Genomic DNA, 26,545 nt, shown 5'->3' with positions numbered 1-26,545 from the left:
CCTTTTCAGGATCGCGCTCCGTTCAGGCCGCGGTCTTGGCCCGCACGTCCGATTTCTCCAGATAGTAGGTCGAATAGCGGTCGAAGAACTTTTCCGAGCCGCCGAGCGAGCCGTATTTCGGCAGCTTCTTCAGATCGACCTTGTTGAGCACGGCGCCGACGACCTTGCTTGCGACGTAGGGTTCCTGCTCCAGCAGCGAGCGCACCATGGCGCGCGGCGTGCGGCCCCATTCGGCAACCAGCACGAAGCCGTCGACCAGCGGCGCAAACGCCTTGGCGTCGACCACGGGGCCAAGCGGCGGCAGGTCGACGATGATGTACTCGAACGTCTCCTTGGCGTTGTCGATGAAGCGCCGCATGCCGGCCGACGACAGCAGCTCGCTGGTATGCGAGAACTGCCCACGCAGCACGGCCGGGATGATCGCCAGCTTGGTCTGGCGGTCGACCTTGCCGACCGACTGCCAGGTCTGGCCGTTGACCACGGCCTCCATCAGCCCCTGCTCGGCCTCCATGCCGAGGTTGCGGCTGAGGCCAGGATTGCGCAGATCGGCGTCGATCAAAAGCGTCTTCGAGCCGTTGGCGGCCAGCAATCCGGCGAGATTGGCGGCGACCGTAGACTTGCCCTCGCCGGGCAGGACCGAGACCACGCCTATGACCCGGCTGCCTTGCCCTTCCATGACGACGTCGAAGGCGATCTTGGCGTTGCGCAGCGTTTCGGAGAACATCGATGCCGGCGCATCGACGCTGACCCGCAAGCGCGCCCGTTTCTCGGCCGCCGACAATGTGTTGGCGCCTTTGGCATCCGCCGCACCGTCGTCGGCGTCCTTGCCGAGCCTGCCGCCGATCATCGGCAAATAGCCGAGGAATTTGAGGCCGACGCGATCGCGAATGTCCTCGCCGGTCCTGAAGAAGCGCTCGTTGAACTCATTCAGGCCACCAAAGCCGGCGCCAAGCAGCACGCCAAGCACCAGCGACAGCGCCAGCACCCTGGAGGTGCGCGGGCTTGAGGCGGAAAGCGGCGTTGAGGCATCCGAGATGATGCGGACCTTGCCGACCGGGAAGGATTGCTGCTGCGAGGCCTCCTCGTAGCGGCTAAGGAAAGTCTGGTAGAGCGTGGTCAGCGCCTGCGCCTGCTGATCGAGCTCGCGCAGTTTGACCTGGCTCTGGTTGTCGATGGAGCTCTTGCCGGCCGCGTCGGCGATCTTCTGCCTCAGTGAGGTCTCGCGTGAAAGCGCGACTTCATATTCATTGCGATAGCTTTCGGTCAGCTGCTTCAACTCGCCGAAAATCTGGGTCGACAGGTCGGCCTTCTCCTTGGCCAGCGCCACCGCCTGCGGATGGTCGGCGCCGAAATTGGCCGTCACGTCCTGCAGCCGCTTGGCGACTGTGAGATAGCGGGTCTTGAGCGTTGCAATGACGGAGCTTGCCGGCTGATCGCTTGAGATGGCGGAATCGTTGAAGGCATTGTCCGAGCCGCTTTCGACGATGGTCTTGTATTGCTGATAGCGGGCGCTGGCGCGCGCCGTATCGGCCTGCGCGACGATCAGTTGCGCGGTGAGATCGGCAATCTGCTTGTCGCTGATCAGCTGGCCGTCGCTGTTGGCGGCCAGACCATGCTCGGCCCTGAATTTCTCGACCGCCATAGCGGCCGCCTGTGAGTTCTGACGAAGCTCGGTCAGCCGGCCCTGCAGCCAGACCGCAGCGCGCTCGGTGGCGTCGAAGCTGGCATTGAGCTGGTCGGCGAGATAGGCGTCGGCATAGGCCTTGGTGATGGCGGTGGCGAGTGCCGGATTGGTCGACTGGTAACCGATGGCGAGCACATAGGAGCGGCCGTTGCGCTGCGCCAGCACCTCGCTCTGCAGCTTCAGCACGGCATAGTCGTGGCGCGCCGTCTGCATCATGGCCTGGCGTGTCGCCTCATCGACGTTTTCCATGCCGGGAATCTGCTCGGCGGAACTTGAGCGGAAATAGCCGATCACGCCGCGCACGAAGCCGATGCCCTTGACCAGCGCCGATTGCGGCGGGCTCATGAACTCTGCGTTCTGGTCGAGTTTCAGCTTGTCCACCACCACCGAGGCCAGCCGCGCCGAGGTGATGATTTCGATCTGGCTGAGCAGGGCGGCGTCGGTCTGCATGGTGACGGATGCAGCCGAGATGTCGTCGATGACCTTGTTCAGGCCTTCGTCGATCAGCACGCTGGCGACCGACATGTATTGCTTGGGCGTGGTCTGCAGATAGAGCAACCCCAGGAACAGGCCGATGATGGCGCAGACCGCCACCACCTTGACCTGACGCGCCGCCATGCCAAGCAGGCGCTCGACGTCGATGAAGTCTTCACCCTTTTCCTGATCGGGGTTGGGCAACGGCATCCTCTTGTCGAGAGGAAAGCTGGCATAATTCATCTTCGATCCAATTCTAGGTTACAGGCGCCGGAGCGAGACGGGTCAGGCCCCACCTCGTCCGAAGCTGCGGAGATTGGGGGCAAGATATGCAACGCAAGCTTCATGCCATCCGGCGCCGGGCCTGAGCGGCCAGGCGTGCAGGCAGGAGCCGCGCCATCGTCCAAACGCATATGCCCTCGAAAGATGGGCATTATGCGGCCACTTCCTGACGCTTATGCGACCGCACGAACGCCTGCAGCATTTCCAGCACAGGTCCCTTCATGTCGTCGCGCGCCAGCGCGAAGGCGATGGTCGCCTCTATGAAGCCTTCCTTGGAGCCGCAGTCGAACATGCGGCCATTGAAAGGCTGGGCAAAGAAAGACTGGCTTTTCGCCAGCCGCACCATGGCATCGGTAAGCTGGATTTCGTTGCCGGCGCCGCGCTGCTGGTTGCCCAGCAGCGAGAAGATCCCGGGCTGCAGGATGTAGCGGCCGTTGATGTAATAGTTCGACGGCGCATTGGCCGGCGCCGGCTTTTCGACCATGGCCGTCACCTCGAAGCCGCTGCCTGTCTCGGCGCCGCGCCCGACGATGCCGTATTTGCTGGTCTCGCTGGGATCACAGCGCTCGACGGCGATCACATTGCCGCCGGTCTGCTGATAGAGATCGACTGTTTCAGCCAGGCAACCTCGGCGACCGAACGACACCATATCGGGGAGCAGCAGGGCGAAGGGCTCGTCGCCGATGACTTCGCGTGCGCACCACACCGCATGGCCGAGACCATGTGGCGACTGCTGGCGGATGAAGCTGGTGGCGCCCGCCACGGGCAGCATGCTTTCGAGCGCCTCCAGCTGGGTCTTCTTGCCGGTTTGTTCGAGCGTTCCAATCAGTTCGGGGTGCAGGTCGAAGTAGTCCTCGATGACAGCCTTGTTGCGGCCGGTGACGAACACGATGTGCTCGATGCCGGCTTCGAAGGCCTCGTCCACCGCATATTGGACGACCGGCCGGTCGACCACGGGCAGCATCTCCTTCGGAATCGACTTGGTTGCCGGCAGGAACCGTGTTCCAAGCCCCGCCACAGGGATGACTGCCTTCCTGATTTTCTTCATCGCAAATTCCTTCTGAGCAGATCGATTTCAGCCTGTTGCAGGCCACGAACAAACGTCTTCATGTACTCGCCCTCCTTACCTCTCCGCGCCGACGGCAAACTGCGCCGCCACCCTTTTGAGGCGGACGGCGATCGGCATCGACATGTGCCTGACAGCCGCCGGATCACTTAGCGCGGTGCGTATCGCTTTCAACGGCGAACGCGCCTTGATGTGCTGGACCAGCGACAGAAACGATGCCGCCTTGCGCAGGCTGCGGGCGCGTTTGGCGAAGGCGGCCGCAGCAGCAGCGTCCATGGAATTGGTCTCGGCGAAGACCGCGTCGGCCTTGCGCATCGCCTCGATATGGTGAAGCTCGAGCACGCGCGAGATCGAGCCCGTGCGGATGTGGTAGATATAGCCGGTCGTCGGCTCGACGACGCATTTTCCGCTCTTGGCCAGCGCGTTGGCGAGCAGGATGTAATCCTCGCCTATGCTCAGACTTTCATCATAGCGAAGCCCGTTTTCGATCAGGAAACGGCGCTGGAAGATCGGCTTGAGATAGCCAAGGTTGAACGTGGATTCGAAAACGATGTTGCCAGCGATGTAGTCGGCGAGCGTGATTTCACGCAGGCCCTCCAGATATTTGGCGGGAAACATCGTCGCTTCGGCAATGCCGTCCTCGCGCACCACCTGGAGGTTGTCGACGGCGATTACAGCGCCCGCACTTTCGGCTCGCGCGATCATGGCGGCGAGCCGCCCGGGCAGGACGGCATCGTCGGAATCGAGCACCGCGACCCAGCGGCCTGTGGCGAGGTCGAGGCCGGCATTCCTGGCGCCGCCAGGGCCACGATTTGCCGGCAGCGCAACCACTTTGACGACATCTTTTGGATAGGCTCTTGCGACGTCGAGCGTGTTGTCGCGCGACTGGTCATCGGCGACGATGATTTCGACGCTGACATCGCGCTGGGCCATGGCGCTTGCGATCGCCCGGTCGAGCGTGGCCGCGGCATTGTAGGCTGCGATGACAAAGGAGACGTCAGGCTGCACGCTTGCCTCCTTGCTGCGGGGAAGACAGTCCGTATTGGCGAATTTCGCTGATACCGACGAGGCCGCTGACGACGCCGACATGCATGATGCCGCGCAGCACGCTGCGGTTGCGGCGGACCGGGCTAATCGCGGTCAACGCCGCCATGCCGAAGCAATAGACGGCCTTGGCCGAGGCAAGGCCGACAGCCTTCGCACGCTCTATCACGCCTGCGTCATGGCCGATGAGGTGGCCATGCGTCTGGCCGAAGCGGAAGCGGCGGCGGCGCAGCCAGTCGAAAGCGGCTCGCGAACGCGGCACGACTTCCTCGACCCACGCCTCCGGCGCAAAGGCGACGCGACCGCCTGCCTTGACCATGCGGTCGAAGAATTCGGTGTCCTCGCCGCCGCTCTGGCCGCGCGCCAGGCTGAAACGACGGTCGCGCAAGCTGTCGGCGCTCATCCTCAAAAGGACGTTGCAGGTGTAGCCGGTGCGGATTTCGCCCTGCACCCAGACCGGCAAGGTCGAATGGAAATCGCCCTTGCGCATCCAGTCCGGCGCATCCGGGCGGTAGAGCGCCCGCACCGGACCGAGCACGGCCTCGGCGCCGCTTGTCTCCGCGATAGCAATCAGTTCGGCCAGCCATTGCCGGGAAGCGGTTTCATCGTCGTCGATGAAGGCGACAAAGTCGGCCGTGCTGGCATCAAGACAGGCGTTGCGGGCAACCGAGATGTTGCGCGCCGGAGCGTGCCGGTAGCGGGCCACGAGCTTCAATTCGCTCGCCAGCGCGGTCACCAGCGGCTCGGCGGTCGGCTCGTCGTCATTGTCGGCGACGATGACGCCGATGCCGAAACCGGCAGGCATATCCATGGCAGCGAGCGACCGCAGCGTGTCGGCCAGTTCCGGCCGCCGGAACGTGCAGACGCAGATGTCGATTCGGCGGCTGTCGGCGACCATCATGCCACCCCGCGCTGCGATCGCGAGCCGAGCAGTTGCAGCCAAAACCCGAGCGACCAGCCGAAATGCATGACCATCGCCGAAATGCCCGCCAGCACATTGTTGGGATTGCGCTGGCTGATGGCGGTCACAGCGCCGTAGCCCAGACAGACCGAAGCCCAGACCAGCAGCGGCACCGCCGCCAGCCAGTGGATAAAGGAAAATACCGCGAGAAGGACGACCGGCGCCACCAGCAGCGGGATCATCTGCCGAACTTTCGGGATCATGCGGTGCTTGAGCACATTCTTGGCGCGGCCGCGGCCATAGCCGAGATATTGGAAATACAGGCCCTTCAGCGACGAACGCGGATAGTAGACCATCTGCGTCTTGCCGCTCATCCAGATGCGGTAGCCTGCCCGGCGCAGGCGGTAGTCGAGTTCGGCATCCTCATTGTGGCTGAAGGTCTCGTCATAGCCGCCGACCGCGGTGAAGGCCGAGATCCGGATCAGCGCGTGATGGCCATGGTCGACCCATTCGCCGGCCGAGAAGTGCCGATGCTTGGAGCCGCCGGTGCCGAGCTTGGAATTCTGCGCCGCCGCGACCGCTTTCTGCACCGCGCCGCTGCCGCTGGTCAGCATCGAGACGACGACCGAATCGGCTGAAGTGGCGAGCGCCTCCTCGACCAGCCGGTCGCAATAATCGGCGGGATAGCCGCCATGGGCATCGATGCGGATCAGGTATTCGGCGCCGTCACCGAGGCTGGCGACGGCGAGATTGATCGCCGCGCTCTGGATACGTTTTGGGTTGTGCAGGAGGACGACCTGAGGGTCCTTGGCCGCAACCGCTTCGACAATGGCCAAAGTGCCGTCGGTGCTGCCGCCATCGGCAACGACGATGCGGGCGCCGAGCCTTAGCGCTGCCGGCCTGAGCTGCTCGAGCAGCGCGCCGATATGGGCTGCCTCATTCAGGCACGGAATGACGATCAGGCTCGACGGAAGCGCTTCGGTTTGCGTCATTGGCGCCTTCCCATACTCTGTATTTTTCCCATCATCAGCCATCGCTAAGCCAGCGCTTCGGTCACGAAGGGACCGGGGACCGCCGCCAGACCGCGCAGCCTGTCGACAAAGGCGCGGCAGTCGCTGCGGTCGTAGCTCCAGGTTCGTGGGTTGCGGGCCAGCACACGCGCCTTGGCCTTGCCGAAGTGCTCCTGGTCCATGCGGCCGAGCGCGGTTTCCAGGATTTCGGGCGTGGCAGCAGAAAGCAGGATGCCAATGTCCTGCTGGTTGAGAAAGCGCCCCGTCTCGGTAGTGCCCATCGAGATCGGTACGGCGCCGAAGCGGCAGCCCTCATAGAGGCGGTTGGGCAGCAGCCATTCCGAATTCTGCCCTTCCTCGAAGAAATCGATCGCCCAGGAAAAATGCACTTCGCCGTAGATCGCGGCCATGTCTTCCGGGTTGCGGTAGGGGCCACGAAAGGAGAGATAGGGTTCGGCCTCGACAAAAGCGTGGAAATCCGGGAATTCCGAGAGTGCCGGACGGCCCCGGAGGACGACCTCGAAGCGCCCGCCCTGACGGCGCGTGAAGTCGGCCAGCAGCTCCAGCGAGCGGCGGCAGCGCAGCGCGCCGAACCAGCCGATGCGCCACGGAGGTGCTGCAGGGTTTTCGGCCTTTGACCTGTCATCCAAGGCGATCGGCGCGGTTTCGAAGTATTTGTTTTCGACCAGTTCCACCGGTGCGGCGACCTGCCCGAACGGCTTGAAATAATTGGCGATGAAGGCCGGTGAGCTCGTCACCAGAAGCTTCACGTCGCGGGCGAGATAACGCTCCGCTGTGCGCAGTGCTTTGCCCAGCATGTCATTGCGCAGCACCAGGCGATGGATGTCGAGGCATTCGTAGACGATCGGCACGCCGCCGCGAAAGGCGGCCTTGGCGCGCCTGGCCAGCGCCAGCATTTCCAGATTGCGCGCGATGATGAGGTCGGGCTTCGGCATCGCCGCAAGCTTCGAGCCTATCGACAGCGCCGCCTTGGCGACCGCCGCCAGACGCTGGCCGAATCGGCCGTCACGCGTCGCGCCGAGGTCGACCGGCTGCAGCCCCTCGACGTCGGGAACAGCATTTGTGGTCCGACGGAAGCCGGCCAACGTGACCCGCGCGCCGCCTGCCTTGAGCATTATGATCCGCCGGCGCACCGCCGGGTCGGAAACATCGTGCACAAGGTACAAGACATGCAGCATGAAAACTCGACCGCTGTTGGCCCACCCACGGGAATGCTAACCCAGCTTTTGCTGCATCGCAACATTTTTGGTGCGCCGTAGCATAAGTGCACGTTTTTTGTTGCACTGCAAAATTGATGCGTTACCCTTCGTCGGGCTTGAGCGCCGCTCTGACTGGTCACCCAGCCCGATGCAGCGATGAATTGTGACGCGAGCCGCATCGGGATCGTCCTGGCGTTGGTGTTTTCGGTCACCATGCCCGTCCTAGGCACCGCAGGCCCCGCCGCGGAATCTGCTGACGAAATGAGGTATCCCATGAAGATCGTCGTTGAAAACACAGTCTGCCTGAATACCGGGGATGCGGCGATTCTGCTGGCGGTCCGCCACATTCTCAAGACGATCGTGCAAGGCGACGTGCGGTTTGCCGTCTTCGACAGCCAGCCCGAGGTTGCGGAACGACTCTATCCGAAGACGGATTATCCCGACCTCGAATTTCATAAGCTGCTGTCGGAATCCCTGTTCCGATACAAGAATGGCAGCGGGCTGAGGGACCGGTTCAAGCCGATCTACAATCGGCTCGTTCTCCAGGCCCTGCGCTGGTTTGGCAGCAGCGCGCTAGGCAATTTTTTCAGCCATCGCGACCGGCGCGGTCTCGATATCTACGCCGACGCGGACATGGTGGTCACCACAGGGGGAACCTATCTCGTCGAGAACTACAATCTCGAACGACGCCTCAATCAGTTCAGGCTCGATGCCGTATTTGGCAAGGATCCGGTCTTCTTCACGCAATCCCTCGGTCCGTTCGACAAAAGTTACAACCGCCAGGAGCTCGGCCCGATCTTTGACCGCAGCCCGCTCATCCTGCTGCGCGACGAACGGTCGCGGACCCATATCCGGGACTTGGTGAAGGATCTCGGCAAGTGCCACGTGGTGGCCGATGCCGTATTCGCCTTGGCCGATACCGACAGGATCGGCAAGCGTCTCGCTTCCAGCCAGCCGCCGGCGTCGACGGGCCGCGTCGCTATTTCGGTCCGCCACTGGAACTACGTCAGCGACGGTGAGGGCGGCATGCGCCGCTATCTGGATTCGGTCCGCGAGATCGCCACAATTCTTGTCAGGGACCTTGGCAAGGAGGTGACCTTCGTCTCCACGTGTCAGGGCGTGCCGGAATATGCCCATGACGATTCCAAGACCGCGCAGGCCATCGTTGCCGAGCTCGATCCTGAGATCGCCAGCCACGTAACGGTGGACGCTTCGTTCCACACGCCGGACCAGTTGATGGCGCTGGTGAAGGGCTTCGACTTCGTCGTCGCGACGCGCATGCATATGATGATCATGTCGCTTTGCGTCGGCACGCCGGTGCTGCCGATCGCCTACGAGTTCAAAACCAAGGAAGTGGCCAAGCGAATCGGTGTCGACGATGTGCTGCTCGACATCGACACCGTGACGCCCGAAGAGGCGCGCGAAAAGCTCGGCCGGTTTGCGGGAAATCTTGACCGCTATCGCAAGACAAGCCTTCAGGCCGTGCTCGAAGAACATGCTTCGGCAATGTCGGCCACAAACCTGCTGGCGCCGCTGATCGCCGGCCGCTCAGCGGATATTGCGCGCGGCGTTGGACAGGGTGGTGAACAAAGCGCGTCGCGACTGCGGGACGGCAAGCATGAAAACGAGACCGATGCCGTAGTTGAGGGCAAGCGCCAAAAAGACCGCGAGCAGGTCTGACTGGCCCGTTAGAGACGCCGGCAACCACAGGTACAGGAACCAGGCAAGCAGGGACGAGGCGATGAAAAGCCCCTGCATGAGCAGGAAGTCGGCGGCGGTCACCGGACCGACGCGATGGACCAGTAGCGCCAGCACGGGAACGCGCAGCACGTAACCGCTGATGGCATAGGCCGCGGCAACGCCGACGGCGCCCCAGTGCAGGCCAACGACGAAGGCAGCGACGGTCGTCAGCGACGAATAGATGCCCCAATGGAACATGGTCTTCGTCTTGCCCTGACAGATGAATATCCATCCCGTCGTGCTTGAAACGGACTGGACCAGGCTGGCGATGCCCAGCCAGGCAAAGATCGGTGCGACCGGTGCCCAGCCCGCGCCGAAGAGAAGTCCGACGATCTGATTGGAGGTCAGCGTCAGCGCCGCGATGCCCGGCATGGTAACGGCCGCCAGCATCCAGTTGGTGCGCACATAGATATCGCGAAAGCGGGCCTTGTCATCGTGGATGCGGCTGAGCAGCGGCACCATGACCCGTGTCAGCGGCTGGTTGATGTTCTGCAGCGGGAACAACAGGAGCTTGTAGGCGCGGTCGTAATAGCCGAGTTCGATCGCACCGGAATATTTTCCGATGAGAATGTTGTCGAGATTGCGCGAGAAGAAGTTGGCGAGGTTGAAGCCGGTCAGGTTGGCGCCGAACGACAATATATCGGCATCGACCTTCAGGTCCGGCCGCAAAGGCGTCCAACGCGCCACCAGCCAGGCGGCAGCCAGGGCGATAGCTGCCGAAACCGCCGGGCCGATGACCAGCGACCAGTAGCCCAACCCCGCATAGGCCGCGATCGCGGCGGCCAGAAGTCCGGCGGCGGCGCTTATCACGTCGTTCAGTGCGAGCTGGCCGAACTGCAGGTGCCGGTTCATCAACGCCAGCGGCACTGCGGCGAGACTGCCGAGAAGCAGCGGCAGGGCGGAGCCAAGGGTGATGCCGGACATACGTTGATCGCCATAGAACGCGGCGATGGCAGGCGCCAGGCCGGCCACTACCACGGCACTACCCAGCCCGACGAGCGCGCTGATCCAGAACACCTGGTTGAGCTGCTGGTTGCTGATGTCCTTGCGCTGAACCACAGCCTGCTGCAGGCCCAGATTCTGAAGCAGCCCGACGAAGGCGACGATCGGCCCGACGGAAGCCACCAGACCGAAATCCTCGGGGACGAGCAGACGGGCCAGCACGATGACGGAGAGAAACTGGATCGCCATCTTGAAGCCCTGGGCGCCGATGGTTACCAGCCCGCCGCGCAGGGCGACACGACCGAATTGGGGGGGCGGATTGGCGTTCATGCAAGCGACCTCGTTTCGCCAAGCCGCATGGCGATTTCCACGAAATGTTGGTTCAGCAGATCGGAGTTGAACTCCGCCTCGATCTTCTTGCGCGCCGCGAGAGCGATCCCTTCACACGGCTTCGGATTCTCGGCGATCCAGGCAAGCTTGCCGGTCAGCGCCGCAACGTCCCGCTCAGCCACGAGAAAACCCGTCTTGTGATCATCGATCAGTTCAGGGATCCCGGAATGATATGTGCTGACCACCGTCAGGCCGGCGGCCATCGCTTCCATCAGCGAAACCGGAATGCCTTCCAGATCGCCATCGCGGGCGCCGACGCTGGGCAGCAGGAACACATGCGCATCGCGCAGACGCTGTTTGACTTCGCTGTGCGGCCGGGGCCCAAGAAAATTCACCCTGTCGGCAATGCCGAGCTCTGCGGCGATCCCCTTCAGCTGCTCGAGAAGTTCTCCGCCGCCGATCACCGAGTAGATCCAGTCTCGCCGCGGCAGGCCAGCAAGCGCGCGAAGCGCATATTCGATGCCCTTCTTTTCAGTCAGGCGGCAGACCGAGATGAAAGAGAGCGTAGCCTGCTCCCATGGACGCCACCGATAGTCGATGTCACTCGGCCGCACCCCCATATGGTGAACCACAACCTGCTCCGGCGATGCACCGACCTCAATCAAGGCATCGCGGAAAAACGCATTCACCGGCAGTTGAAGAACGCCCTTTTCGAACACAATCTTGTAGCGCGCGAGCGTATTGTCATGCAGCGGTTCGCCGACATCACGGCCGTGAAATATCGTCACCAGGGGAGCGGAAATCCTCCCGCGCTTGATCGCGCGGGCCACGCGCATGCCGTTGTTGCCGAAATGGGCAACGATGACGTCGGCGCCCTGCAGTTTTCGCGCATGAGCAATGTCGATGGCGGTCGAGAGCTTGTCCCAGAACCTGCCGGACCACTTCCTGAGCAGCGGGCGATAGCGACCCAGGCCACCCCACCAGCATACGACCTTTCCTGGCAACGCCTGCCAGCGCGGATCATCGATGTTGCTGTCCCTGCCGAAGGACGTCTCGTTGCAGACGACGCCGACTTCCATGCCGCGCTCAAGGCATCCGGCTATCTGGTCGAGAACAAAGGTTTCGGACAATGAGGGAAACTTGTCGACTACAAAGCAGATCTTCATCGGCAGGATGCGCTCGTCCGGGGAGCCGGTGTCCCTTTGACAAAAGCCGGGCCGAAGACAGGGTGGCGGAAGCACAAGACATGCAGCATGGAACTCTACCGCTGTTGGCCCACCCGCAGGAACGTTAGTACAGGTCTTGCTGCACTGCAACATTTTTGGTGCAGTGTAGCAAGATTTCCCTCAGCTTGGCGTGCCTGCCGATCAAACGCAGAGGAGCAGTGTCAGCCGGCAGATGAAGGATCCGCCAAGCCCTCGGAAACGCCGACATGACCGGTGGGTGCATGCGCAGGGCTCGATGTGGCCAGTTGGGTAACGATCTGCGCAAAACGTTCATTCAGAACATCTGCGTTGAAGTCCTCCTCGACTTTGCGGCGTGCGGCAAGCGCGATACGCTCGCATTCGGTCGGGTGCTCCGCGGCCCAGGCAAGCTTGCCGGCAAGCGCTGAAATATCTCGCTCGGGCGCAAGCAACCCCGTCTCCCCATCCTTGATGAGCTCCGGGATTCCCGAATGATACGTGCTGACCGCAATCAATCCGGCGGCCATGGCCTCCATGAGCGCGACCGGAATGCCTTCCATATCCCCGTCGCTGGCAATGATACTTGGCAGCAAAAAGAGATGCGCCATGCGAAGTCGTCTTTTCACCTCTGCGTGAGGGAGGCTGCCGAGGAATGTTACGCGACCAGCCAAGCCCAGCTCTACGGCCAGCTTCTCCAGATTCATCCGCAGAGGACCGTCGCCAACAATGTCGTAACGCCAGTCTAGCTGCGGCTGGGAGGCCTTGAGGGAGGCCAGGGCTCGCAAGGCGAACTCGACGCCTTTCTTTTCGACCAGGCGGCAAACCGTCGTCACGACCAGTTGGGTGCCTTCCCACGATTCCCAGCGATAGCCGATTTCGCGGGTGTCAATTCCCATATGGTGGACCGTCGTGCTCGCCTGGGACAGGCCGGCTTCCAGCAGCATCGTGCGGAAGTAATCGTTGACGGGCAGGTTCAGGGTCCCATGCTTGGTCAGCCCGGCATATTGTGTCGCGAGCACTGCCTGCCGCGCCGGGATCGCCACGTCCGCGCCGTGAAAGATGGTTATGATCGGTGGTTTGAGCACCTTCCATTTCTTCAGTGCGGCTGCTCTCTCGCCGTTCTGTCCGAAGTGGGCGACAATCACGTCGCAGCGGTTCAGGCGGCGTGCAAAGGCGATGTCGAGAACGGTCGAGGCCTTGTATCGCAGACGCGGCGGCAGACGCTGTACAAATTTGCTGATTACAGCGGCCCATCGCCACCAATGTCGGGTTCTGGCGAGCAGCGTCGCCATCGGCTCGCTTTGCCGGTCAATTCGGTGGTCACCTTGCATCTTTTCGCAGACCACTTCGACCTGAAAGCCCCGCGCCAGCAGCCCAGCCATCTGGTCCACGACGAAGGTTTCCGAAAGCAGAGGGAATTCGCCGACGACAAAGCCCACGCGCATGACCCGCCCATAAGGTTGGGGCTTGCTCGGACCAAGCGGTCCATATCGCAGAAGCCCTAATGTAGACAGGCAGAATACACGTTGATTGCTGCAGTGCCACAAAATATTGCACTGCAGCAATTAAAAGTGATCCGGACGGGCGCACGACGTCTGGACCTGGCTAACGGGAACTTTGCGCGACCACGGTCGTGCAGCGTCTCAGCTGAACTGCAACACGACGCGTTTAGGCTGCGCGCTCCAAACCGACACGTCTTGCGCGGTCGAGAACGCCCATGAACGTTGCGAACTGGCTGTCGGGGTTCATTTGCCGCCGCTCCGAAAACTGACGTGCTGTCGCTGACAGCCGCTTGTACTCGGCCTCGTCGCTCCACAGCCGCCTGACCGTTGCGACCCAGTCGGCGAGCGGGGCGTCGTAGTCCAGTACCACGCCGCCGGCGCCGATCGCTTCCGGCAGACCGCCGCGCCGCGAGCCGACCACGGGAATGCCACTACAATGCGCTTCCGAGGCCACCCGGCCCCAGGCTTCTTCCCATTTGCTGGGCGCAAGCAGGATTTTCGTGCGGCCGTAGACCGTCTTCATGTCGCTGGTGCGGCTTTCCAGCTTGACGTTCTGGAGGGGAGAGATTGTTGCTTCGATCCGGGCTCGATGATCGTCGTCGAGCTTCCAGCTTTCGACGAACAGGAACGGGATCTCGGGACAGGCGGCGGCAATGCGCACCGCAAGATCGAAGCCTTTTTCCTCATATGGATTGATGAGCGTGACAAATTCACCGGTCGTCGGTGTGCTGTAGAACGCGGGATTGATGGTCGGCGGAATAACCGTCGAATCGATATCGAATTTTGCCTTATAGGCGCGCGCGGTGAACTCGGAGTTGGCGATATAGACCGCCGAATGGAGCTCACGCAGATCGCCGGCCAATTCGTCGAATTCGACATTCCTCAGATAGACGGTCAGCGGCACGCCAAGCCTCTGCAACTCTCTGCCGATCGGCACCGAATTGTGGCATTGCACGACCGCGACATCCGGCCTCAACTTTTTGACGGCGAAGTCGGCCGCTTCCCAGGGGAACCACGCCCGTACAACCGGATAGCCCGGGAAATTGTCGATGACCGCGCGCTGACGAAGGAGCTTCATCTTGGCGCGCGCCCTGAAGCCGAACATGCCGTCGCCGAACAGCGCTGCCAGAACGGATGCCTCGTGACCGTTTTCGCGCAATTGCTCGACCAGGTGGTGGGTGCTCGACTGGACGCCCCCGCTGAATTGCGGCGTGTAGCCGGTGCCGCCTGCAAACAGAACTTTCATGAACCTGGCTCCGCGTTGTGCCGCCCTGCCTTCACGCCGCCATCCTGCCGATCGAGAAATACTCGATGCCGTGACGGGCGATGACCTTGGGATCATAGAGGTTGCGGCCATCGAAGATGACCGGCGTGGTCAGGGCATCCTTCACCGCGTCGAAGGACGGGGCGCGGAAACTCTTCCATTCGGTGGCGATCAGCAAAGCGTCGGCGCCGCGCAACGCCGCCTCCTTGGTGCCGCACAACAAAAGGTCGTCGCGCAGGCCGTAGATGGCCTGGCATTCCTGCATCGCCTCGGGGTCGTAGGCCTGCACATTGGCGCCGGCCTGCCAAAGCGCCTCCATCAGGACGCGCGCCGGCGCCTCGCGCATGTCGTCGGTGTTGGGCTTGAAGGCGAGGCCCCAGAGCGCGAAGGTCTTGCCCTTGAGACTGCCCTTGAAATAACGGTGCACCTTGTCGAACAGCACCGACTTCTGGGCATTGTTGCGCTCCTCCACGGCGCGCAGCAGCTTGGCGTCGAACTTGACACCTTCGGCGGTCTTGATCAGCGCGCGGACATCCTTGGGAAAGCACGAACCGCCATAGCCGAGGCCGGGATAGATGAAGTGGTAGCCGATGCGCGGATCCGAGCCGATGCCCTTGCGTACCTCCTCGATGTCGGCGCCGAGCTGCTCGGCCAGATTGGCCATTTCGTTCATGAAGGAGATCTTGGTCGCCAGCATGCAGTTGGCGGCGTACTTCGTGAATTCGGCGCTGCGCACGTCCATCACGATCATCTTCTCGTGGTTGCGGTTGAACGGCGCGTAGAGCTCCCGCATCACCGCCTCGGTGCCCTCGCTGTTGGTGCCGACAATGATGCGGTCAGGCTTCATGCAGTCGGCGACGGCGGAACCCTCCTTGAGGAACTCAGGATTGGAAGCGACGTCGAAAGCCAGGTCCTGGCGCCCGCGCGCCTTCAGCGTCGCGGCGATTTTGGCCTTCACCTTTTCGCAGGTGCCGACCGGCACGGTCGACTTGCCGACGACGATCTTGGGACCGTCCATTTCGCGGCCGATGGTCTCGGCCACCGCCAGCACATATTTGAGGTCGGCCGAACCATCTTCGCCGGGTGGCGTGCCGACCGCAATCATCTGGATCTCGCCATGCTTGACGCCGGCGGCGGCATCGGTGGTGAACTTGATGCGGCCGGCGGCGTGGTTCTCCTTGACCAGGGCCTCCAGTCCCGGTTCGAAAATCGGCACCAGGCCCTGGTTGAGCCGCTCGACCTTCTTTTCATCGACATCGACGCACACCACCTGGTGCCCGACCTCCGCCAGCACCGCGGCCTGCACGAGACCGACATAGCCAATTCCAAAGACCGTCAAATTCATTCGGGTTAATTCCTGTTCACGCCCTTTGGCCTTATATAGCCGGGCCGGTTCAGATCTACTTTATGCTGCTTACACTGCATGCCAGCGATTCCGGAAACTGGCACGGCTGGCCGAGCGCGGTGAAGGCGACGCGCTGCACCTGCATCGTCACCTGGCGGCCGGGGTCCGAAAAGGCGCCCATCCAGTTTTTCAGCGTGTCGCTGCCCCAGAGGCTGAAGAATATCTTCTGCGAGTGGGTCGGCAATTGCTCGGGATTGGTCACTTCCTGGACCAGCTTGCCGTTGACGTACCAGCGCAGCCGGTCCTTTTCCCAGATAAAGGCATAGTCGTTGAAGCCCTTGTCGGCGCCGCCTTCGACCTCGGCCAGCTTCTCGTTCTTGGGCTTGCCGGCGATGTAGCTGTTGACCTGCACCTTGGATGTATCCTTGGTCAGCACCTCGAAGTCGATCTCATACCAGGGCTGTTTGTCGGCAGGGCCGATATAGGTGAAGAAAGCGGCGTTGAGACCGGATCCGGTGTCGGTCTTCATCCGTGCTTCATAGGTCCCATAGCCGAAGCGCTGCTTGGTCTGGATCTCGGCGCAGGCGAACTCGCGGTCCTTCAGTTTGCGCTTTTCGAAGCCGAGCGTCAGCATGTTGTCGGAAAATTTTACCAGGCTTTTCGACCAGGTGCAGTTCTGGTGATTGCCGTTCGACCAACCGTCGGAGACATACCAGCGCGAACCATCGAAACTCTTGAAATCGTCGACGAAGGACGGTGCGCTTTGCATCTCCGGGGAGGCGTCCTGGGCGCGGGAGGGGTGCGCGGCGCCGAGCAGAGCTGCGGCTGCCGCCAACAGAAGCGCACCAACGGATAGAAGACGCGTTGGGAATACAAGACGCATTGGCCGATTTGGCCGCGCGGAAATCATGGCATCGATTGCCGCCATGGGCGTCGTCTTCGGATCTGCGTTCATATCAATTCACCTTTGTGCTGTTCCGCCCCAACCCAAAGTCACCGATTGGCCCACATTGCTAACGGGCCGATCCCGATCCTCCGTCCCCGAACTTTCTCTTCTGTGTCTCGTGTGACCGTGTTCAGCCGAAGCGACCTGCGGGTTTGACATATTCGCCGTGCGAATCAGAACCCTGGCCATCCTCGCCGACGATCGCGTCGAGCGAATGACGCAGTTCCTTCATCCGGCTCGTCTGGCGCACCAGCTCGGCGATGCGCTGTTCGCAGTTCAGGATGGACTTCGTCAACTCGCCGACTTCCGACAGCTTGCTTGCCGACGCCGAGCCGTTCTCCATCGACTCGACCAGGAAGGCCGCGTTGGTAGACTTCGACCGGTAGCGGGCCTCCAGCCCGGTCTTCTCGGCCGCAATCTCGGCCGTGATCTGATCCAACAGCTTTGCCAGACGGTCGAAACGCGCCAGATCGGTCTGCTTGTCGCGCGCTGGGTCCCTGGACCTGAAGCCGAAAATTGAAGCCATCCGGTTGGCCTTCCAAAATTGCTGCACCGCAACATACAGTGCCATCGTCGGGGCGTGTAGGCAACCTCCGAGTTTCAGAAAGGCAATTTTTTCAGCCTTGCGGCCGCCGTCCCGAACTTGGCGGAGCCTACTTTTGCGCCGCCGTGTTGGTAGCGGCCATGAGGAAGCGCAAGGGCGGCACCGGCTGCTGCCGCGGGGACAGACCGGCGAGGCGAAACAACGCATCGAGCTTGTCGGCGGCCACGCCGACAACGATGGGAATGAAGTTCGACTGGCTGGCCAGCGCATAGGCGGCGGCAGACGCCATGCCGCGCTCGGCCTTCACATCGAGGAAATTGCGCAGCCGGTATTTGTCACGCACATGCCGCTCGTGCTTGCGCAGCAGGGCCTTGGAGCCTTCCGGCAGGCTGTCGATCTCGAGCAGTGCCAGATCCGCATCGGCGAGGCGCTTCAAATCCTGTGTCTTGTGGCGCCCGCTCAACGAATCGGCGCGCACGATCGCGCCATAGCCGCAGGAACGGATGACCTTGAAGCGTGCGCCAAGGGCAAAGGCGCGAGCGTAGAGTTCGTAATCTTCGCCGAGACGCAGGTTCTCGTCGTAACGCAGCCCATGCCTGTCGAGGAAAGCTCTTGATATCACCGGCTTGAGAAAGCCGAGTTCGCCGCGCTGGACACGCCGTCTGGAGATGTTGCCCTCGATGAATCGCTCGAAGTCGAGGAATTCCGGGTCCGCCGAAAAGGACGGGGCGACGATCTTCGAGACATCGGTCGCCGTATCGTCACGGATCAGCATGATGTTGTCGGCGGCGAAATCCCAGTCGGCGCTGGCAAACAGCTGGCGAAACCGTCCCTGAAGGAAGAAATCGTCGGCGTCGAGAATGCTGATGAAAGGTGATTTCGACCCGGCAATGGCGGTATTGCGGGCGAAGGACGGGCCGCGATTGGCGTCGAGCCGGATTACCGAAAGCCGGCCGCTGCCATCGTCGGCAGCGCTGGCCACTTTTGCGGTGTCATCGGTGGAGGCGTCGTCGACGACGACGACTTCCGCCACCTCCGGCTCGCGCAGCGCCGAGGCGATGGCTGCGGGAATGGTCCGGGCCGCGTTGCGCGCCGCGATGATCACGCAGACCCGGGATTCTGTCATGGACATAGGATGGCCTTTCGATTGCGTAAAGTGTCGCGAGGCCCCTCGCCCTCCCGGCGCGCGGCGCCGGACCCCGATCCATCCTCCCATGATCCATCCCCAGCGGATCGGGACGGAACGTTTTCTGCCTGCTGCATGACGACCCTCATCGTCACCGGCTTTCCCGCTCGAAAATCCGCCGGCTGAGGTCGGCTGACGCGGCCCAGCCGGCCTCGGTCAGGTAGCGGACAGGTTCGCGGCCGCACAATTCCCACAAAACGGTGCGCCGTTGCGGCCATCTGAGCGACGACAGCCACGGCGCGATGACCATGTGGAACAGGTCTTCATTGCCGATGCGTGACAGGATCCTGGTGGCCCGATCCGACAGCAGCGTGCCGGCGCCACCAAGCAGCACATCGGCGGCGCGCAGGCCCAGCAGCAGGGTGTCGGCCAGCCCCTGCTCGGCCGCGTAGTCGAGCACAGTCTGCTGCTCGGCCTCGCTCAGCCGACTGGCAGCGGCCCGGATATCGCAGACATAGCCCGCGCATGGCTCGCGGTTGAACAGCGCCTTTGCGACACTGATGCAGGACAGAAGCAAAGTGTCGGAGGCCGAGATGAACGGCACGCTGGAGCCGGCGATCGCAAGCGCGCGCTTGCGGCGCAGGAACCCTTCCGTATCGCGCGGGCTGGGCGATCCCGGCTGCTGGAGCCGGTAATGGAGATCGACGGTGGACAATTTCTGACCCTCGCTGCGAACCATGTGCTGCTCGCCCAGAAAGCGCACCCACCAGACGGAGCGGGACTTGCCGGCGACCTCGTAGCCGATCGAGCGCAGCGCATCGCGAGCTCTAAAGAAGCCGGCCGGCGACACCAATATGTCGACATCTCCGGACGGCTTCATGAAATGGTCGCCATAGAGCAGTTGCTGCTGGAGGGGCCCCTTCAGGAACACGAAATCGATGCCGCTGCCGCGCAGCGCCTTGTCGATGGCCATCGAATCCATGATGCCGGACGAGTTCATCGCAATCGTGCGCCGGCGATAAGTGTCGAGCCACTCGAGCAATCCCGGCGGCGTCTCGCCCGCGGGTGGGCGCGACAGCGCCTTCAGCATGAAGGTGGCGACCTTGTTCAGCCTGGCGATGTCGCAAACATCGGCAACGGAGATGGCCGGTGCAGGCGCGGCGCTGGGGCTCGCCCTGGAGGCGAAGAACAGCCGCAGGCAAGCCTGCACATAGGCCACTTCGTCGGCGCAGCCAGCGGCGCGCAACCTTTCGAAGGTCCCTTCCTGCAATGCCATATGCTGCAGCTCTCCGCAAAAAATTCGCCAGGCGCGTTATATTGCAACTGCGAAGCAAAGCATCGCCAAATTCATGCGCCGCGTCCAGTTTTTCCTTTGGAGACAATTTTCCTGCAACCTGGACGTCTGGCGACACAGTCGTACAACGTGATGCAAGGCGTCGCCTGATCGGAGCCTCTGCGGACACGTCAGCAACAATCTTGTGGGAACGCGCCGGCGCCCCAAATGACGAGCATCGACTAGAAAATTTAATGTAATAAAATCAGTTGCTTAGTTAAGCACCACGGACACTGCGCTGAAATCGCCTAGGCTGTGAAAATGCAAGCGGTTTTGATCACCATTGAAGGCAACCGCAACCGGGAATTGATTAACGGCGGGTAAATCAGGCTTGACTCATAAATGCTGCCATGCAGCTATTGCGGTGCAGCAATAGCTCGCTGCCGGCAATCGACAGGCCGCTTCCAGTCCACAAGTGGAGAGTAAATTGGAACAGAATGTTGAAAAGCATGAGTACGAAACCCCTAGCCTGACGGTCCACGGCTCGATCGAGACCATCACGCAAGGCGGTAGCGGTACTACGGCACTCGACGCCTCGTTTCCGGCACATACGCCGGTCGGCGAACTCACCTTCTCCTGAGTATTCTCTCGTTGGGGTGACAAAGTCCGGACTCTGCAAACAGAGCGCACTAAGGAGAGTCGGGGGTCAAACCCCGGCTCTCGCGTCTTTGTCCGGAATTGCCGAAGCGTTGGTTGTGAGCGAGGTTTAGGAATGGACTGGAACCCCACGGACCATGATCGGATGAGCGCGAGCAAGGATGCCGTGGCCTGCGAATTCGGCAACGGCCTGGCGCTGCTCGATATGAGGTCCAACATCTATTACAGCCTGAACAGCGTCGGCGCCTATATCTGGGAGCTGATCCAGGAGCCGCGGCCGATTTCCGAAATCCGCAGCGCCGTGCTGGATCGCTACAATGTCGATCCGGAACGCTGCAAGGCCGATGTCGATGGATTGTTGAAGGGCTTGGCGGACGCCGGGCTTGCGAGGCTCCATGATGAGGAACTTGTCTAGAGCTTTCTCGCTGAGCGGGCCGGAGATGCTCTTTCTCGCCCACTGCCTTGCGGTGGTCGTGGCGGTGCGGCTGGGGCTGACGCTGCTTTCCTACAACATAGTGCGCCGCATGGTGACCCGGCTCGACGCGCGCGAACCAGCCGACATCGGCGATCTCAGGCGTGTCGCCTGGGGCGTGGCTGCGGCTGCCCGCCTGGTGCCTGGCGCAAGCTGTCTGACCCAAGCGCTTTCCGGCCAGTATTTGCTTGCTCGCCAGGGCAACGCCTCAAAAATCCGCATCGGCATCGAGCGCGGCACCGGCACCGGCACCGAGTTGAAGGCGCATGCCTGGCTGGTCAGCGGCGACCATATCGTGCTCGGCGGCTCGCTTGGCAGGTTTAACCATCTCGTCGACCACGGCCAGTGAGCGATGAGCGGCGTCGCCGGAATTCTGCTGAGGCAGGAAGGCAGGCAGGCCGCCGCGGCCGACATCCAGCGCATGCTTGCCCGCATGCAGCATCGCGCGCCTGACGGCAGTTCGTGGTGGATCGACGAGGGCGTCGTTCTTGGCCACGCCTGGCTCAACACCACCGATGAAGCCGGCCCCGGCCCGCTGACCATGGCCGGCGGCAAGCTCGCAATCACCGCGGACTGCCGGCTGGACAATCGCGACGAACTCTTGGCCAGGCTCGGCATCCGGGACAATTCGGTTGCCGACGCCGTGCTTGTGATGCGCGCCTATCTGCGCTGGGGCGAAGCCTGTCCCGAACATCTGCAGGGCGACTTCGCCTTTGCCATCTGGGACGCCGAGCGCCGGCAGCTGTTTTGCGTGCGCGATCATTTCGGCGTCAAACCCTTCTATTACCATTCAAGCGACCGGCGTTTCGTCTTTGCTTCCGAGATCGGGCCGATCCTCGATGTCGGCGGCGTCGACATGCGCATCAGCGAACACCAGATTTCCGGCTTCCTCGCCGGGCTGCCCGATAATCCGCAATCGACTGCCTATGCCGATATCTTCCGCCTGCCCGCGCGCCATAGCCTGACGGTGACCGGCAACCAGGTGGTGCTGCGCCGCTACTGGCAGATCGAACCGTCGCCAAGACCGATGCGGGCGGACACGGCCGAGGAATTCCGCCATCTGTTCTCGCAATCGGTCCGCAACCGCATGCGCGGCACGCCTGCGGTCGGCGCAATGCTGAGCGGAGGGCTCGATTCCTCGTCGATCGCCTGCGTGGCGGGCCTTCAGAATGCCGCGCAGCGAAAGCCGAGGCTGCCGACCTTCTCGCTGGTGTTCGAAAAGGGTTCGCCAATGGACGAGCGGCCTTTCATCGAGGCAGTGCTTGGCCAGGAGAAGGTCGACGGCACTTTGATTTCCGTCGGCAACTACGCGCCCTTCGCGGAATTCGAACGCATTCTGGAGGAGCAGGAAGAAACGTTCCTGGCCCCCGGCCTGTCGCTGACCCGCGACATCTACAGGACGGCCGGCGCCAAGGGCATGAAGGTGCTGCTGGACGGCCATGGTGGCGACGAGGTGGTTTCGCAAGGCCACGGCCATCTGCACGAACTCGCCGACGCCGGCAAATGGATGGAGCTGTGGCGCGAGCTGCGCAGCGCCTCCAACACCTATGGCGACGGCATGCTCGGCCTCTACTACCAGTTCCTTACCCTTTACGGACCGGCCTGGCGCATCGCGAGAATCAAGCGGTTCGCGAACCGCGTGCTTGGCAAATTGCGGCGCCATCCAACTGGGCGGCCGGCGACGAGCTGGCGCGGCCTGATCAATCCGGACCTGGCGATGCGCACCGACCTCGTCGAGCGGTTCCGCAGGGCCGGCTATATGCCGCCCGCCGTCAGCGCCAGCGAGACCTTGACCCATCGCTGGCTGCTGTCGTACGGCATGGTGCCGCACGCCTTCGAGGTTCTCGACAAGGCCGCCGCCAATTTCGGCGTCGAGCCGCGCTACCCCTTGTGGGACAAGCCGCTGGTCGAGTTCTGCCTGGCGCTGCCCGGCGCAGAAAAGCTGAACCGTGGTTTTGGCCGCTCGGTGTTGCGCCGCGCCATGGAAGGTATCCTGCCGCCGGCGGTGCAGTGGCGGCGCGACAAGATCGATTTCACCTCCAATTTGGTCAAAGGCATGCTCGGCAATCACCGCGATCTCCTGGACAAGGTGCTAGTGAAAGATGCGGCGCGGATCGCCCCTTACGTCAACCTGCCTGAGGTGACCGCCGCCTATGGCCGCATCGCTCGGCAACCGGACGAAGCCACCCTGCCCGATGTCCAGTATGTCTGGCGTTCGATCGCGTTGTCGCTGTGGCTAAGGCAGGTGGAACAGCGCGGGAGCCATGCATGACACCGGCCAACATGCCACTCACCGCCGATTCGATCCGCGATGCCGGCCATCCCAAGGCTCGCGCGCAACACTTCTACAGGGCTTATGGCCTGACGATCAGCTCGCAAGTCGAATTGCCCGAGCTGGAGCCGAGCGCGCCGGCGGCGGTCGATGTGGTGATTACAGTCGGCCCGATCGACTTGCCAAAACCCTCGCCCGAGACCGGAACTGCTTTCCGCTTCGAGGCGCGGCAGCAATATCTGGCATGGCAGACGGTCGGCGCGTTCCTGATTACCGATGCCTGCCGCATCGAGGTGGAGCCGGCGCCTAATGTCGACGACGCGCTGCTGGCGTTTCCGCTGCTCGGTCCGGTCATGGCACTGCTCCTGCACCAGCGCGGCCTGCTCATCCTGCACGCCAGCGCCATTGCGGTCGGCGGCAAGAGCGCGGTCTTCATGGGCGACAAGGGCGCCGGCAAATCGACGATTGCAAGCGCGATGATCCGGGCCGGCCATCGCTTGCTGACCGACGATGTCGTGGCGCTCGATCTCACGGACCGCCCGATGATCGTTCCGGGCTTTCCGCAGCTGAAACTCGCCGCCGATGCGGCCGCCGCGTTTCCCATCCGCCAGGCAGAAATACGCCCGCAGGTGCATGCGGCGATCGACAAGATGCAGCATCGCCTGCACGCCGGATTTGCGGCAGACGCGGTGCCGGCGACCCGGATCTATATCCTCGAGCGCAGCGACAAAGCAGCGATCACGCCGCTGCCAGGCATCGGCGCCCTGCCGGCAATCATCAAATTTTCCTATGTGACGCGTTTCGGCCGTCCAGCCCTGGTCGGCGATTTTGCCACGACACATCTTCGCCAATGCGCCGCCCTCGCCAGCCAGATCGGCGTCTGTCGCCTCGAAGTGCCGACCGGGCTCGACCGTATCGGCGAAGCCGTCGCCCTGATCGAAAACGATCTGGCGGCCGACAAAGGGCCGCGGTGAGCTGACATGTCCGCATCGCAGATCCTGCGCTTTTCGTTTTACCGCGATGTCGCCGGCTTCGGCACCGCCATGGCCCGGATCGGCGGGCGCAGGACCTTCACGGCATTGCTGTGCCTGATCCTGGGAAGCCTGACCGAAGGCATCTCGATCCTGCTTCTGGTGCCGCTGCTGCATCTGGTCGGGCGACCCGAGCAGAATTTCGCGGTCAGGTTGCCTGACCGCGACTGGGTGCGCTGGCTGGCGCCGGACGGAACGCTGCAATTGACCACGGTGCTTTGCCTGCTGGTCGGGCTTGTCGCGCTGCAGGCGGCGTTCAACCGTTATAAATCCGTCTACATGGCGCGGCTGCTGCTCGACTTCATCAATCGCCTGCGCATGAACCTGTTCGAGAGCATCGGCAAGGCGCGGTGGGGGATATTCGCGCGCATGCGCATCTCGGATCTCGACCATGCGCTGACCGGCGATATCGACCGCGTGCAGTCGGCGGCGTTCTCGCTGCTGATGCTGGTGCAGATCGCCGTGCTTCTGGCGGGTTATCTCGTTGTCTCGCTGTTCATTTCGACAGTGATGACGGCGTTTGCCATTGTCGTCGGCATCGTCACCTTCCTGGCACTGCAGCCGTTTCGGGCACGAGCCAGCGCCTTCGGCCGGGTTTTGACCAGCAATCGCCAGGAGCAGTACCGAACGGTCTCGGAGTTCCTCGGCGGCATCAAGGTGGCCAAGAGCCTGAATGTCGAGGCGACCTATTACGCGCAGCTTCGCGCGACGCTGGAGAAGATGAAGGCCGACAACATCAACTATGTGCGCAACAGCACCATCGGCACCGCTCTGTTCCAGGTCGCCAGCGTCATTGGTCTGAGCCTGTTCATCTATGTCGCTTTGGTGCGCTTCAACCTCTCGCTGGCCGAGATCGTTGTCCTGCTTCTGGTGTTCATGCGCATTGCGCCGCGCTTCATGGACATGCAGATGCAGGCGCAGCAGGTGCTGATCAACCTGCCGGCCTATGCCTCGATGCGCGACATGCAGGCGCGTTTCGATGCCGAACGCGAGCCGGCAAACCTCGAATCGGATGCCAAGCTGTCGCTCGATGTCGGGCTCAACATCCGCAATGTCTCCTTTGCCTATGAGGCCGGCGGCAAGCCGGTGGTGAGCGATGTCACCTTTGGCCTTCCCGCCGGCAAGGTAACGGCGCTGATCGGTCCGTCAGGCTCGGGCAAGAGCACGCTTGCCGACATGCTGCTTGGCCTGCTCGAACCGAGCGAGGGCAAGATCCTGGCCGATGGCGTCGAGATCGGCGCCGCCAACCGCCGGCGCTGGCGCGACCAGGTGGCCTATGTGCCGCAAGACGTGTTCCTGCTGCACGATACGATCGCCGCCAATCTGCGCCTTGCCGCGCCGCAAGCCAGTGACGCGGAGCTGTGGACTGCACTGCGCGCTGCGCATGGCGCCGACTTCGTCGAGCGGCTGGAGTTGCGGCTCGACACGGTGGTCGGCGACCGCGGCGTCCGGCTCTCGGGCGGCGAACGCCAGCGCATCGCGCTGGCGCGCGCGCTGCTGCGCAAACCTTCGCTGCTCATTCTCGACGAGGCGACCAGCGCGCTCGACTGGCAGAACCAGTCCCTGATCGCCAAATCGATCGACGGCTTGCGCGGATCGATGACGATCCTGACCATTGCGCACAGGCCATCGATGATCGCCTTCGCCGACTGGGTGGTTGCAGTCGAAAACGGACGAATCGTCGAAGTCGGGCAATATCAGAGGTTGAAAGCGAAGGCCGGCAGCCGCCTGTCGAAAATGCTTTCAGGCGAGCAATCGGAACCCGAGCCGGCCGAAGCAGGCTGAGTCCGGCTGCAAGATGATCCGAGGCCGACCTTGCGGCTTCAGACTGTTCAATGCACGCTGCGCCTCGCCGAGAGCTTCTCGCCTTCAACCGCCTTGTCGGCGCCGAGGCTTCTTTCGGCGTCGCGAGCCCTGTCGGCCGATGTCGGCGCGCTCCTGGCGATCATAACATACACCAGCAGGAAATAACCGACTTGGATGAGGACAGCGCAGCCGATGACGCGAAGCACCGTTGTGGTGGCCGTCGCGCCGTCGACATAGGACCACGCGACCACGATCGCGAGGGCGAAAACCATTCCAATGACGAATTTTGGTAATGACATGTTCGGCGGCCCGTCAACCGGCCCGAGCATGCAAAAGCGATGACTTACCCACCCGAGTATCTCCCCATTCGCCATGCGAGCTTATTTAGCTGCTCTTTTCGGCCGGTTGCTTCCGGCCTTCCCAACCCATC

The 26,545-nt window shown here is 62.6% G+C and carries 22 protein-coding genes and 1 pseudogene; 7 read left to right on the top strand and 16 right to left on the bottom strand.

Features of this window, described 5'->3' with window-relative positions:
- Positions 1-22: 22 nt before the first annotated feature.
- From NKJ76_RS08775 to NKJ76_RS08750, 6 genes are all read right to left on the bottom strand, one after another.
- Complete coding sequence (locus NKJ76_RS08775; RefSeq protein ID WP_352537228.1) at positions 23-2,401, bottom strand: polysaccharide biosynthesis tyrosine autokinase; 2,379 nt, start codon at positions 2,399-2,401, stop codon at positions 23-25.
- 190 nt (positions 2,402-2,591) lie between these two features.
- Positions 2,592-3,488 (bottom strand): UTP--glucose-1-phosphate uridylyltransferase GalU, encoded by an 897-nt coding sequence (gene galU, locus NKJ76_RS08770; protein WP_352537227.1) that lies wholly within the window; start codon positions 3,486-3,488, stop codon positions 2,592-2,594.
- 75 nt (positions 3,489-3,563) lie between these two features.
- Positions 3,564-4,514, bottom strand: a complete 951-nt coding sequence (locus NKJ76_RS08765) for a glycosyltransferase family 2 protein (RefSeq protein ID WP_023755602.1) — start codon at positions 4,512-4,514, stop codon at positions 3,564-3,566.
- Positions 4,504-5,448: a glycosyltransferase family 2 protein gene (locus tag NKJ76_RS08760; protein ID WP_502902284.1), complete on the bottom strand. Its 945-nt coding sequence runs from the start codon at positions 5,446-5,448 to the stop codon at positions 4,504-4,506. The genes NKJ76_RS08765 and NKJ76_RS08760 overlap by 11 nt, the downstream gene beginning before the upstream one ends.
- A complete protein-coding gene (locus tag NKJ76_RS08755; RefSeq protein WP_023828588.1) occupies positions 5,448-6,443 on the bottom strand; it encodes a glycosyltransferase family 2 protein in 996 nt (331 codons plus the stop codon). Before NKJ76_RS08755 ends, NKJ76_RS08760 begins: the two co-directional genes overlap by 1 nt.
- Positions 6,444-6,487: 44 nt before the next feature.
- Positions 6,488-7,660 carry a glycosyltransferase gene (locus NKJ76_RS08750; RefSeq protein WP_352537225.1) on the bottom strand — a complete coding sequence of 391 codons (1,173 nt, stop codon included), beginning with the start codon at positions 7,658-7,660 and terminating at the stop codon, positions 6,488-6,490.
- A 177-nt stretch (positions 7,661-7,837) separates the two neighbouring features.
- Between NKJ76_RS08750 and NKJ76_RS08745 the strand changes: the two are divergent.
- Positions 7,838-9,004, top strand: a pseudogene (locus NKJ76_RS08745) (polysaccharide pyruvyl transferase family protein); the annotation flags it as partial.
- A 225-nt stretch (positions 9,005-9,229) separates the two neighbouring features.
- Here the strand turns inward: NKJ76_RS08745 and NKJ76_RS08740 are convergent.
- The 9 genes from NKJ76_RS08740 to NKJ76_RS08700 all read right to left on the bottom strand — a co-directional run bounded on the left by NKJ76_RS08740 (position 9,230) and on the right by NKJ76_RS08700 (position 19,880).
- Complete coding sequence (locus NKJ76_RS08740; protein ID WP_023684224.1) at positions 9,230-10,693, bottom strand: lipopolysaccharide biosynthesis protein; 1,464 nt, start codon at positions 10,691-10,693, stop codon at positions 9,230-9,232.
- Positions 10,690-11,859 (bottom strand): glycosyltransferase, encoded by a 1,170-nt coding sequence (locus NKJ76_RS08735; RefSeq protein ID WP_352537224.1) that lies wholly within the window; start codon positions 11,857-11,859, stop codon positions 10,690-10,692. The genes NKJ76_RS08740 and NKJ76_RS08735 overlap by 4 nt, the downstream gene beginning before the upstream one ends.
- A 221-nt stretch (positions 11,860-12,080) precedes the next feature.
- A complete protein-coding gene (locus tag NKJ76_RS08730) occupies positions 12,081-13,322 on the bottom strand; it encodes a glycosyltransferase (protein WP_352537223.1) in 1,242 nt (413 codons plus the stop codon).
- Between the two features lie 223 nt (positions 13,323-13,545).
- On the bottom strand, positions 13,546-14,625 hold the full coding sequence (locus NKJ76_RS08725; RefSeq protein ID WP_023711257.1) for a glycosyltransferase: 1,080 nt from the start codon (positions 14,623-14,625) through the stop codon (positions 13,546-13,548).
- Between the two features lie 31 nt (positions 14,626-14,656).
- Positions 14,657-15,988 carry a UDP-glucose dehydrogenase family protein gene (locus NKJ76_RS08720; protein ID WP_023668805.1) on the bottom strand — a complete coding sequence of 444 codons (1,332 nt, stop codon included), beginning with the start codon at positions 15,986-15,988 and terminating at the stop codon, positions 14,657-14,659.
- A gap of 55 nt (positions 15,989-16,043) precedes the next feature.
- Positions 16,044-16,943: an endo-1,3-1,4-beta-glycanase ExoK gene (gene exoK / locus NKJ76_RS08715; protein ID WP_352537222.1), complete on the bottom strand. Its 900-nt coding sequence runs from the start codon at positions 16,941-16,943 to the stop codon at positions 16,044-16,046.
- A 121-nt stretch (positions 16,944-17,064) separates the two neighbouring features.
- Positions 17,065-17,460, bottom strand: a complete 396-nt coding sequence (locus NKJ76_RS08710) for a cytochrome P450 family protein (RefSeq protein ID WP_023694203.1) — start codon at positions 17,458-17,460, stop codon at positions 17,065-17,067.
- Between the two features lie 127 nt (positions 17,461-17,587).
- The gene (locus NKJ76_RS08705) at positions 17,588-18,610 is read right to left on the bottom strand and encodes a glycosyltransferase family 2 protein (protein WP_352537221.1); all 1,023 of its coding nucleotides are present in this window, start codon (positions 18,608-18,610) and stop codon (positions 17,588-17,590) included.
- Positions 18,611-18,755: 145 nt separating this feature from the next.
- A complete protein-coding gene (locus NKJ76_RS08700) occupies positions 18,756-19,880 on the bottom strand; it encodes a nucleotidyltransferase family protein (RefSeq protein ID WP_352537220.1) in 1,125 nt (374 codons plus the stop codon).
- Between the two features lie 484 nt (positions 19,881-20,364).
- On the opposite strand from NKJ76_RS08700, the gene NKJ76_RS08695 reads away from it, so the two are divergent.
- The 6 genes from NKJ76_RS08695 to NKJ76_RS08670 all read left to right on the top strand — a co-directional run bounded on the left by NKJ76_RS08695 (position 20,365) and on the right by NKJ76_RS08670 (position 26,094).
- Positions 20,365-20,517 (top strand): lasso RiPP family leader peptide-containing protein, encoded by a 153-nt coding sequence (locus NKJ76_RS08695; protein WP_023684233.1) that lies wholly within the window; start codon positions 20,365-20,367, stop codon positions 20,515-20,517.
- Positions 20,518-20,679: 162 nt separating this feature from the next.
- Positions 20,680-20,949: a PqqD family protein gene (locus NKJ76_RS08690; RefSeq protein WP_245259933.1), complete on the top strand. Its 270-nt coding sequence runs from the start codon at positions 20,680-20,682 to the stop codon at positions 20,947-20,949.
- The gene (locus NKJ76_RS08685; RefSeq protein ID WP_352537219.1) at positions 20,942-21,355 is read left to right on the top strand and encodes a lasso peptide biosynthesis B2 protein; all 414 of its coding nucleotides are present in this window, start codon (positions 20,942-20,944) and stop codon (positions 21,353-21,355) included. Before NKJ76_RS08690 ends, NKJ76_RS08685 begins: the two co-directional genes overlap by 8 nt.
- A gap of 3 nt (positions 21,356-21,358) precedes the next feature.
- A complete protein-coding gene (locus tag NKJ76_RS08680) occupies positions 21,359-23,278 on the top strand; it encodes a lasso peptide isopeptide bond-forming cyclase (RefSeq protein ID WP_352537218.1) in 1,920 nt (639 codons plus the stop codon).
- Entirely contained in the window at positions 23,275-24,252 is a 978-nt protein-coding gene (locus tag NKJ76_RS08675) for a phosphoenolpyruvate carboxykinase (ATP) (RefSeq protein ID WP_352537217.1), read from the top strand. Before NKJ76_RS08680 ends, NKJ76_RS08675 begins: the two co-directional genes overlap by 4 nt.
- Before the next feature lie 6 nt (positions 24,253-24,258).
- Positions 24,259-26,094, top strand: a complete 1,836-nt coding sequence (locus tag NKJ76_RS08670; RefSeq protein ID WP_352537216.1) for an ABC transporter ATP-binding protein — start codon at positions 24,259-24,261, stop codon at positions 26,092-26,094.
- Positions 26,095-26,141: 47 nt separating this feature from the next.
- On the opposite strand, the gene NKJ76_RS08665 is transcribed toward NKJ76_RS08670, so the two are convergent.
- On the bottom strand, positions 26,142-26,414 hold the full coding sequence (locus tag NKJ76_RS08665; protein WP_352537337.1) for an exopolysaccharide production repressor protein: 273 nt from the start codon (positions 26,412-26,414) through the stop codon (positions 26,142-26,144).
- Positions 26,415-26,545 lie beyond the last annotated feature (131 nt).

The organism is Mesorhizobium sp. M0029 (genome assembly GCF_040323735.1).
Classification (GTDB): Bacteria; Pseudomonadota; Alphaproteobacteria; order Rhizobiales; family Rhizobiaceae; genus Mesorhizobium.
Note: the sequence above shows the minus strand (reverse complement) of the source record. Positions and strands in the feature narration are given on the sequence as shown.

Excerpts from the sequence above, each read along its gene's own strand:
- galU (WP_352537227.1), bottom strand. The coding sequence starts at position 3,488 with ATGAAGAAAATCAGGAAGGCAGTCATCCCTGTGGCGGGGCTTGGAACA.
- NKJ76_RS08755 (WP_023828588.1), bottom strand. The coding sequence starts at position 6,443 with ATGACGCAAACCGAAGCGCTTCCGTCGAGCCTGATCGTCATTCCGTGC.
- NKJ76_RS08700 (WP_352537220.1), bottom strand. The coding sequence starts at position 19,880 with ATGGCATTGCAGGAAGGGACCTTCGAAAGGTTGCGCGCCGCTGGCTGC.
- NKJ76_RS08710 (WP_023694203.1), bottom strand. The coding sequence starts at position 17,460 with ATGGCTTCAATTTTCGGCTTCAGGTCCAGGGACCCAGCGCGCGACAAG.
- NKJ76_RS08760 (WP_502902284.1), bottom strand. The coding sequence starts at position 5,448 with ATGGTCGCCGACAGCCGCCGAATCGACATCTGCGTCTGCACGTTCCGG.
- NKJ76_RS08690 (WP_245259933.1), top strand. The coding sequence starts at position 20,680 with ATGAGCGCGAGCAAGGATGCCGTGGCCTGCGAATTCGGCAACGGCCTG.
- NKJ76_RS08750 (WP_352537225.1), bottom strand. The coding sequence starts at position 7,660 with ATGCTGCATGTCTTGTACCTTGTGCACGATGTTTCCGACCCGGCGGTG.
- NKJ76_RS08775 (WP_352537228.1), bottom strand. The coding sequence starts at position 2,401 with ATGAATTATGCCAGCTTTCCTCTCGACAAGAGGATGCCGTTGCCCAAC.
- NKJ76_RS08740 (WP_023684224.1), bottom strand. The coding sequence starts at position 10,693 with ATGAACGCCAATCCGCCCCCCCAATTCGGTCGTGTCGCCCTGCGCGGC.
- NKJ76_RS08670 (WP_352537216.1), top strand. The coding sequence starts at position 24,259 with ATGTCCGCATCGCAGATCCTGCGCTTTTCGTTTTACCGCGATGTCGCC.
- exoK (WP_352537222.1), bottom strand. The coding sequence starts at position 16,943 with ATGAACGCAGATCCGAAGACGACGCCCATGGCGGCAATCGATGCCATG.
- NKJ76_RS08735 (WP_352537224.1), bottom strand. The coding sequence starts at position 11,859 with ATGAAGATCTGCTTTGTAGTCGACAAGTTTCCCTCATTGTCCGAAACC.
- NKJ76_RS08680 (WP_352537218.1), top strand. The coding sequence starts at position 21,359 with ATGAGCGGCGTCGCCGGAATTCTGCTGAGGCAGGAAGGCAGGCAGGCC.
- NKJ76_RS08730 (WP_352537223.1), bottom strand. The coding sequence starts at position 13,322 with ATGCGCGTGGGCTTTGTCGTCGGCGAATTCCCTCTGCTTTCGGAAACC.
- NKJ76_RS08665 (WP_352537337.1), bottom strand. The coding sequence starts at position 26,414 with ATGTCATTACCAAAATTCGTCATTGGAATGGTTTTCGCCCTCGCGATC.
- NKJ76_RS08725 (WP_023711257.1), bottom strand. The coding sequence starts at position 14,625 with ATGAAAGTTCTGTTTGCAGGCGGCACCGGCTACACGCCGCAATTCAGC.
- NKJ76_RS08675 (WP_352537217.1), top strand. The coding sequence starts at position 23,275 with ATGACACCGGCCAACATGCCACTCACCGCCGATTCGATCCGCGATGCC.
- NKJ76_RS08720 (WP_023668805.1), bottom strand. The coding sequence starts at position 15,988 with ATGAATTTGACGGTCTTTGGAATTGGCTATGTCGGTCTCGTGCAGGCC.
- NKJ76_RS08705 (WP_352537221.1), bottom strand. The coding sequence starts at position 18,610 with ATGTCCATGACAGAATCCCGGGTCTGCGTGATCATCGCGGCGCGCAAC.